Below are 6785 nucleotides of genomic sequence, written 5' to 3' on the forward strand. Positions count from 1 at the left end.
CGGGTTCAGCTGAACCGGCGACGCTGTTCCGCGCTGCGCAGGGTCGAGCGCAGGAAGTCGGCCGGGGGGTCGGTTTCGGCCAGGACCTGTTCCTTGATGGCGCGGGGCTCGCCGAACAGGTGGCCCTGGCCCATGGCGACGTCCAGTTCGAGGATATCGACCACCTGGCGCTCGTTCTCGACCTTTTCGGCGATGACCTCGACGCCGTAGCGACGGGTCAGGGCGGCGAAGTCGGCGGCCTGGATGTCGGGCATGGAGCGCAGGGGCGCCCCGCCGTCCAGGTCCAGCAGCTGTTCGATCAACAAATCGGCCGACACCTTGATGAACTTGACGTCCGCGCGTTGCAGATCGGCGAAGTCGAGGTCCAGCGTCTGGACCTTGTCCAGCGAGAAGCGGAAGCCCAGGTCGGCCAGCCGCGCCATGTTGCGGGCCTCCACGGCGCCGCGCGCGTCGAAATTGGCCTGGCCCAGTTCGAAGATCAGGGCCTGGTTCAGGTCGCGGTTCTCGCTGAGGAACTCGAGGAAGCGCGGGAAGAAGGTCTCGTCGCCCAGCGAGGTCAGGGCCACATTGCAAAAGACCCCGACCTTGCGGTCCTGGCGCGCCAGGCGGCGCACGATCTGGGCGCAGCGGAACAGCAGCAGATTGTCGATGGCGGGCACCAGGCCCTCGCCCTCGGCCAGCGACAGATATTCGGCCGGCATCATGACCCGGTCGGTCGCGTCGCGCAGACGGGTGAAGCTTTCGTAGAACAGGGTCCGGCGCTGGGGCAGGGAGACGACCGGCTGGAGATAGAGGTCCACCCGGCCCTCGCTGAGGGCCTCGTGGATGGTGCGCAGCAGGACGTTCGACTGGGCCATGCGACGGCCTTCGAAGGTCTCGACGCCGATGCTGGGCGCGGCCGACAGGCGGTGGTCGATGCTCTCGCTCATCTGCTGGACCAGGGTCTCCAGCATCCGCACCTCGCCGGTCAGGGCGTCTGTGTCGGACAGGGCGCCGCTCTCGATGGCGTGGGCCAGCTCCGTCAGGGCGCCCTGGGTCGACTCCATCGCATCGGCCAGCAGGCGATGCGCCTCACGGACCTGATCGATTTCCTTCTTCAGGGCGCGACGGGCGGCGACGCCCGTGACGATGCCGTGGAAGGCGCCCAGCAGACCCAGCGCCCCCAGCGCGCCCGCCACGCCGGCGCCGGCGCCGAGGCCCGCACGCCACAGGAAGGCGCCCACGGTCATTCCGAGGAACAGATAGGCGAAGTACAGAAAGCCCGTGGTCAGGTTACGCATCGGCTGGCGGTGGCCACTCCCGGATGGAATCGCCTGAGTATCAGGCTATCAATGTCGTTCGGCTAGAGCCGGGGTGCAAATAACCCGGCGGAACCCAAGGGAAACGCAATGGAACTGTTCGATCTCACCGGCAAGGTCGCCGTCATCACCGGCTCATCGCGCGGCATCGGCAAGGCGATCGCCGAGCGGCTGGCCGAACACGGGGCCAAGGTGGTCATCTCTTCGCGCAAGGCCGGGCCGTGCGACGAGGTCGCGGCCGAGATCAACGGCAAGTACGGCGAGGGGCGCGCCATCGCGGTTCCCGCCAACATCGCCTCCAAGGAAGACCTGCAGCGGCTGGTGGACGAGACCAACGCCGCCTTCGGCCAGATCGACATCCTGGTCTGCAACGCCGCGACCAATCCCTATGCCGGGCCGATGGGCGGGATCGCCGACGATCAGTTCGAGAAAATCCTTCAGAACAACGTCATCTCGAACCATTGGCTGATCCAGATGGTCGCGCCCCAGATGGTGGAGCGCCGGGACGGGGCGATCCTGGTGATCTCGTCCATCGGGGGCTTGCGCGGCAACGCCCTGATCGGCGCCTATAATATCTCCAAGGCGGCGGACATGCAGTTGGTGCGGAACCTGGCGGTGGAGTGGGGGCCGTCGAATGTGCGGGTCAACTGCATCGCCCCGGGCCTGGTCCAGACCGATTTCGCCAAATACCTGTGGGAGAACCCCGAGCTGCTGAAGACGGTGACGGAGCCCGCGCCGCTGAAAAGGATCGGCCAGCCGGATGAAATCGCCGGCACGGCGGTCTATCTGTGCAGCCCCGCTTCGGCCTATGTCACGGGGCAGACCCTTGTGGTGGACGGTGGATTGACGATTGCCTGGTGAGAATACGCAAGAGGCCCGCAAGGGCCGTGGCGCAGCGAGCCTGCGCCAGGATCTGATGTGGCGCCTGCAGGCCGTCGCCTTTCAAGCGCTGTTTTCGTTCCTGCGCCTGCTGGGCGTCGAGCGGGCGTCGGGCCTGGGCGGCTGGCTGCTGCGGACCCTGGGACCGAAGACGGGCACCCAGAAGACGGTGATGCGCAATCTGCGCATCGCCTTCCCCGACATGCCGGACGCCGAGCGCGAGGCCCTGGCGCTGGAACAGTGGGATCGGACTGGGCGGACCTTCGCCGAACTGGCGGTCATGGACCGGCTGACGCCGGAAGGCGGGCGGGTCGAGGTGGTCGGGATGGAGCGGCTGCACGCCTTGCGCGACAGCGGCAAGGCGGCGGTGCTGATCTCGGGTCATCTGGCCAACTTCGAAGTGATGGCGGCGGTGATCATGGCCTCGGGCCTGCCGTGCCAGGTGACCTATCGGGCGGCGAACAATCCCTATGTCGACGCCCTGATCCGCCAGAGTCGCGAGCGGTACGGCATCCGCCTGTTCGCGCCGAAGGGCGACGGGACGCGCGAGCTGATGGCGGGGATGAAGCGGGGGGACTCCATCGCCCTGCTGGTCGATCAGAAATATAATCAGGGGCCGGAGGTCCAGTTCTTCGATCAGCCGGTCAACGCCTCGCCGGGAGCGGCGCGGCTGGCGCTGAAGTTCGGGGCGGTGATCCAGCCGCTGTCGGTGGTGAGGCTGCCCGGCGTGCGGTTCCGGGTGACGGCGCATGAGCCGATCATGATCCCGGAGACCGAGGACAAGGCGGCTGACGTGCTGGCCGGCGTTCAGGCCGTGAACCGGTTCGTCGAGGATCGGGTCCGTGAGGTTCCGGAGGACTGGTTCTGGGTCCACCGGCGCTGGCCTGACAAGGTCTACGCCGCTCTGGGCGATCGCCTGGAGTCGGCCGAGCGGCGGAACGGCCCGGCATAGGTCTCGACGTCGCGACGACGGCGGCACGGGCCGCAGTAGGCGCCCGTCTTGATGAAGGCGCGGGGCTTGAGGATGACCGCGTTTATCCGGTCGAGGATGGCCTTGGCGGTGATCGGTTTGACCAGGAATTCGGTCACGCCGGCGTCGCGGGCCGCATAGATGCGGCTCTTTTCGGCATGGCCGCTCATCATGATGATGGGCAGGTAGATGTTGGCGCTGTCCGGGCCGGTGCGGACCAGGCGGGTGAACTCGACGCCGTCCAGCGGGAACATGTTGTAATCGACGATGGCCAGATCGACGGCTTGGTGGCTGAGAATGTCCAGGGCCGCCGCGCCGTCAGCCGCCTCATGGACCTTGTGGATGCCGGCGGAATTCAGCACGGCCGAGGTGATGGCGCGCATATGCTGATTGTCGTCGACCAGCAGAACGGTCAGCGATTGAAGCGATGACATCGGAGCCCCCCGAAGCGAGGCGCGGAAACTACGTGTTTGTCCTTAGCCTCGCAAGCTGAGCCATAAAATCAGGCGAGGCGCTGTGGCGCGCGGGCGCCGACCAGCAGGGACGGGTCCAGATTGCGGTCGCGCCATTTCAGACGCCAGCACAGATGGGGGCCGGTGGCGCGGCCGGTCATGCCGACGCGGCCCAGGGGATCGCCGCGCCGGACGGGTTGGTCCTGGGTCACGTCCAGTTGCGACTGGTGCAGATAGGCGCTGATCAGGCCCTGGCCGTGGTCGATCAGGGTCAGGCCGCCCTCGAAATGCATGTTCGGACGGGTGAAGATGATGCGGCCGTCGGCCGGGGCGCGGATCACGGTCCCGGCCGGGGCGGCCAGGTCGATGCCGTAATGGGGGCGTGCCGGCGTGCCGTTCAGGATCCGCTGGGCGCCCCATTCGCTGGAGATGCGATAGGTTTCGAGCGGCCAGATGAAGCCGTCGCCGAAGTCGTCGGCGTCGGCGCGGCTGGCGAAGGCCTCGGTCTTGAGGGCGACCTCCTGGCGGATGCGGTCCAGAAGCGCCGGGTCGGTAGGTTCGACCGTGGCGGGCGGCAGGCCGTCCACGCGGGTCGAAGGGAAGGCGTAGGGCGCGACCTCCAGGACGCGGCGGGTGGATCGGGCGCCGGATCGGGCCTCGATCTCGACCTGGGCGGGGGCGTCGCGGTCGAAGCCGACGATGAACAGGCCGTCGGCCGAAGCGGTCGACAGGGCCTCGCCGTCCACGAAAATCAGGGCGCGGGATTCGGTGCGGCCCAGGGCGTAGCCGCCCTGACGCCAGGCGCCGTTCAGGACCAGATCCACTGCGCCCTGCGTCGGCGCCGACGCGCCCAGCCTGTGCGGGGTCGCCAGGGCCGCGCCGAAGCCCAGCAGCAGCGGGCGGCGGCCGATCAAGGGGCGGTCATCCGGGCGATGAATTCGGCCGGGCCGAAATAGGCCTCCTGCCGGGTCGGGCTCCAGTAGCGCAGAACCTCCAGCGGGATCGGCTTTTCCGTGACGGCGCAGCGCACGAACCGCCCCGGTTTCAACACCGCGAATTCGCCGTCGCCATAGTGGAGGGCGGCCTGTGTCGTGTTCGTCGCGTCCATGGGGCCAGTTAACGATGATCGGGGTTCGAGGCCAAGGACAGTTTCACGACGTCGCGGGATTGGGGCCGGCCATTTCGGCCTTGTGATCGATGGCGGCCTGTTTGGCCTCGGGCGAGCCCGAAACCGGCGGGCGGGGCCGACCGCCCATCCGGTCGGTGAACAGGAAGACGAAGGGGTTCAGCGAGATCGAAAGCAGGGCGGCGGCCAGGATCAGGTCGTGGGTCTCGCGGCTCATGGCGCCCAGGCTGACGCCCAAGGCGGCCAGGATGAAGGAGAACTCGCCGATCTGGGCCAGGGAGGCGGCGACGGTCAGGCCGGTCGCGCGGTCCAGCTTGAAGACCCGGACAATGACCAGGGCGGCCAGCGACTTGCCGATGATGACGATGCCCAGGACGCCCAGAACGGCCCAGGGCTGGCGCACCAGGATCATCGGGTCGAACAACATGCCGACCGAGACGAAGAACAGCACGGCGAAGGCGTCGCGCAGGGGCAGGGACCGTTCGGCGGCGTTGTGGCCCAGGGGCGAGGCGTTCATCACCAGGCCGGCCAGGAAGGCGCCGAGCGCGAACGAGTGGAACAGATAATAGGCCAGCCAGGCGATGCCCAGGGCGATGGCCAGGACGCCCAGGGTGAAGAGTTCGCGCGACCGGGTGTGGGCGATGCGGACCAGCAGCCAGGGGATCAGCTTGCCGCCGACGACCAGCATGCCGGCGACGAACAGGGCGACCTTCAGCAGGGTCCAGCCGATGCCCATGCCCAGGGCGGCGAGATCGGTCTGGGTTCCGGCGGGCACGATGATCATGGGCAGCATGACCAGGGCGATGACGATGACCATGTCCTCGACGATCAGCCAGCCCACGGCGATGCGGCCGACCTCGCCCTTGACCTGTTTGCGCTCCTCCAGCGCCCGCAGCAGGACCACGGTGGAGGCGACCGACAGGGCGAAGCCCATCAGCAGGGCCTCGACATCGCCCAGACCCAGCACCACTCGGCCCAGGGCCCAGCCCAGGACGGTGGCGACGCCGATCTGGACCAGGGCGCCGGGCACCGCGACCTTGCGCACCTGCATCAGATCCCTGGGCGAGAAATGCAGCCCGACCCCGAACATCAGCAGGATGACGCCGATCTCGGCCAGTTGCGGCGCCAGTTCGGTGTCGGCGACGAAACCGCCCGTATAGGGGCCGACGGCCACCCCGGCGACCAGATAGCCGACCAGGGGCGACAGCTTCAGCCGATTGGCCAACATGCCGAACACGAAGGCGAGGACGAATCCTCCGACCAGGGTGAGAATCAGGCTGTCGGCATGCGGCATCGAGGCTCCTGTCGCAGGGGAAGAGGGGATTTTTGGATAGGCTTCAGGTGGGGCGCTTTGCCCCGTCTGACAAGATGACGCAGTGTCGCGTCGGGCATGCGTCTTCGCCTTCGCCGGCTTGCAGCGAAGTTCGGGGAGGGCGTGGGACGCCGGGTCTGCACCCGGTGTTTGAGGTTTTAAGTACCGTTTCGGCGCAGTCGTCGTCCCACGCGGTTGTTTTCCACACGCGCTCCGGCTGGCGGCCCTCGTCTTCGAGCCTTGCCGGATCGGCGGGCCGTCTTGCGACGGCTTCGCCGGGGCGGACATGCCGACAAGGGTCGACAGCGGTCCGCTTTCCGAAGCGTGCGGCGAGCAGGAGGCGGCATCCGTCGCCGCCCCTAAGGACCCCGGCGGTCTCCTTCCCGCCGGCTTCATCGCTCGACCACAGCCCCGCCGCCGTCAGGGCGCTGGATCCGACGCCCTCCCCATCGGCGGGGATGAGAGAATGATACGGGCGCCGGCGGGTATGGCGGGGAAATAGGGTCGAGATTCTAGCAAGCCGTTGGAATCGTCACGGCAAGACCAGCGTCATTGTGACAGTTGGCGCCGTTCGGGCCCCCTCCGTCTCGCCGGCTTCGCCGGCGATCCACCTCCCCCAAGGGGGGAGGAAGGAGATGACGGAGACCCTCCCCCCTTGGGGGAGGTGGCGCGGCGCAGAGCGCCGTGACGGAGGGGGCGCGGACCTAGAACCAGCCGCCGCGGCGCCAGCGGTCGTCCGGCATTGTGC

Annotated in this window: 7 protein-coding genes; 2 read left to right on the forward strand and 5 right to left on the reverse strand. The window is 68.0% G+C overall.

Annotated elements, in window-relative coordinates:
- Nucleotides 1–5 precede the first annotated feature (5 nt).
- Complete coding sequence (locus tag Q7J26_RS11145; RefSeq protein ID WP_304936514.1) at nucleotides 6–1280, reverse strand: EAL domain-containing protein; 1275 nt, start codon at nucleotides 1278–1280, stop codon at nucleotides 6–8.
- A gap of 108 nt (nucleotides 1281–1388) precedes the next feature.
- Between Q7J26_RS11145 and Q7J26_RS11150 the strand changes: the two genes are divergently transcribed.
- Together Q7J26_RS11150 and Q7J26_RS11155 are read left to right on the forward strand one after the other, a co-directional pair.
- Nucleotides 1389–2159: an SDR family NAD(P)-dependent oxidoreductase gene (locus Q7J26_RS11150; RefSeq protein ID WP_304936515.1), complete on the forward strand. Its 771-nt coding sequence runs from the start codon at nucleotides 1389–1391 to the stop codon at nucleotides 2157–2159.
- Between the two features lie 40 nt (nucleotides 2160–2199).
- Complete coding sequence (locus Q7J26_RS11155; protein WP_304936520.1) at nucleotides 2200–3129, forward strand: lysophospholipid acyltransferase family protein; 930 nt, start codon at nucleotides 2200–2202, stop codon at nucleotides 3127–3129.
- Here the strand turns inward: Q7J26_RS11155 and Q7J26_RS11160 are convergent.
- The 4 genes from Q7J26_RS11160 to Q7J26_RS11175 form a co-directional block, all read right to left on the reverse strand.
- Nucleotides 3072–3581, reverse strand: a complete 510-nt coding sequence (locus tag Q7J26_RS11160; RefSeq protein ID WP_304936516.1) for a response regulator — start codon at nucleotides 3579–3581, stop codon at nucleotides 3072–3074. The genes Q7J26_RS11155 and Q7J26_RS11160 overlap by 58 nt on opposite strands.
- A gap of 68 nt (nucleotides 3582–3649) precedes the next feature.
- On the reverse strand, nucleotides 3650–4513 hold the full coding sequence (locus Q7J26_RS11165) for a M23 family metallopeptidase (RefSeq protein WP_304936517.1): 864 nt from the start codon (nucleotides 4511–4513) through the stop codon (nucleotides 3650–3652).
- Complete coding sequence (locus Q7J26_RS11170) at nucleotides 4510–4707, reverse strand: DUF2093 domain-containing protein (RefSeq protein ID WP_008261088.1); 198 nt, start codon at nucleotides 4705–4707, stop codon at nucleotides 4510–4512. Before Q7J26_RS11170 ends, Q7J26_RS11165 begins: the two co-directional genes overlap by 4 nt.
- A 43-nt stretch (nucleotides 4708–4750) precedes the next feature.
- On the reverse strand, nucleotides 4751–6019 hold the full coding sequence (locus Q7J26_RS11175) for a cation:proton antiporter (protein WP_304936518.1): 1269 nt from the start codon (nucleotides 6017–6019) through the stop codon (nucleotides 4751–4753).
- Between the last annotated feature and the right edge of the window lie 766 nt (nucleotides 6020–6785).

The organism is Brevundimonas sp., from assembly GCF_030656255.1.
Taxonomy (GTDB): domain Bacteria; phylum Pseudomonadota; class Alphaproteobacteria; order Caulobacterales; family Caulobacteraceae; genus Brevundimonas.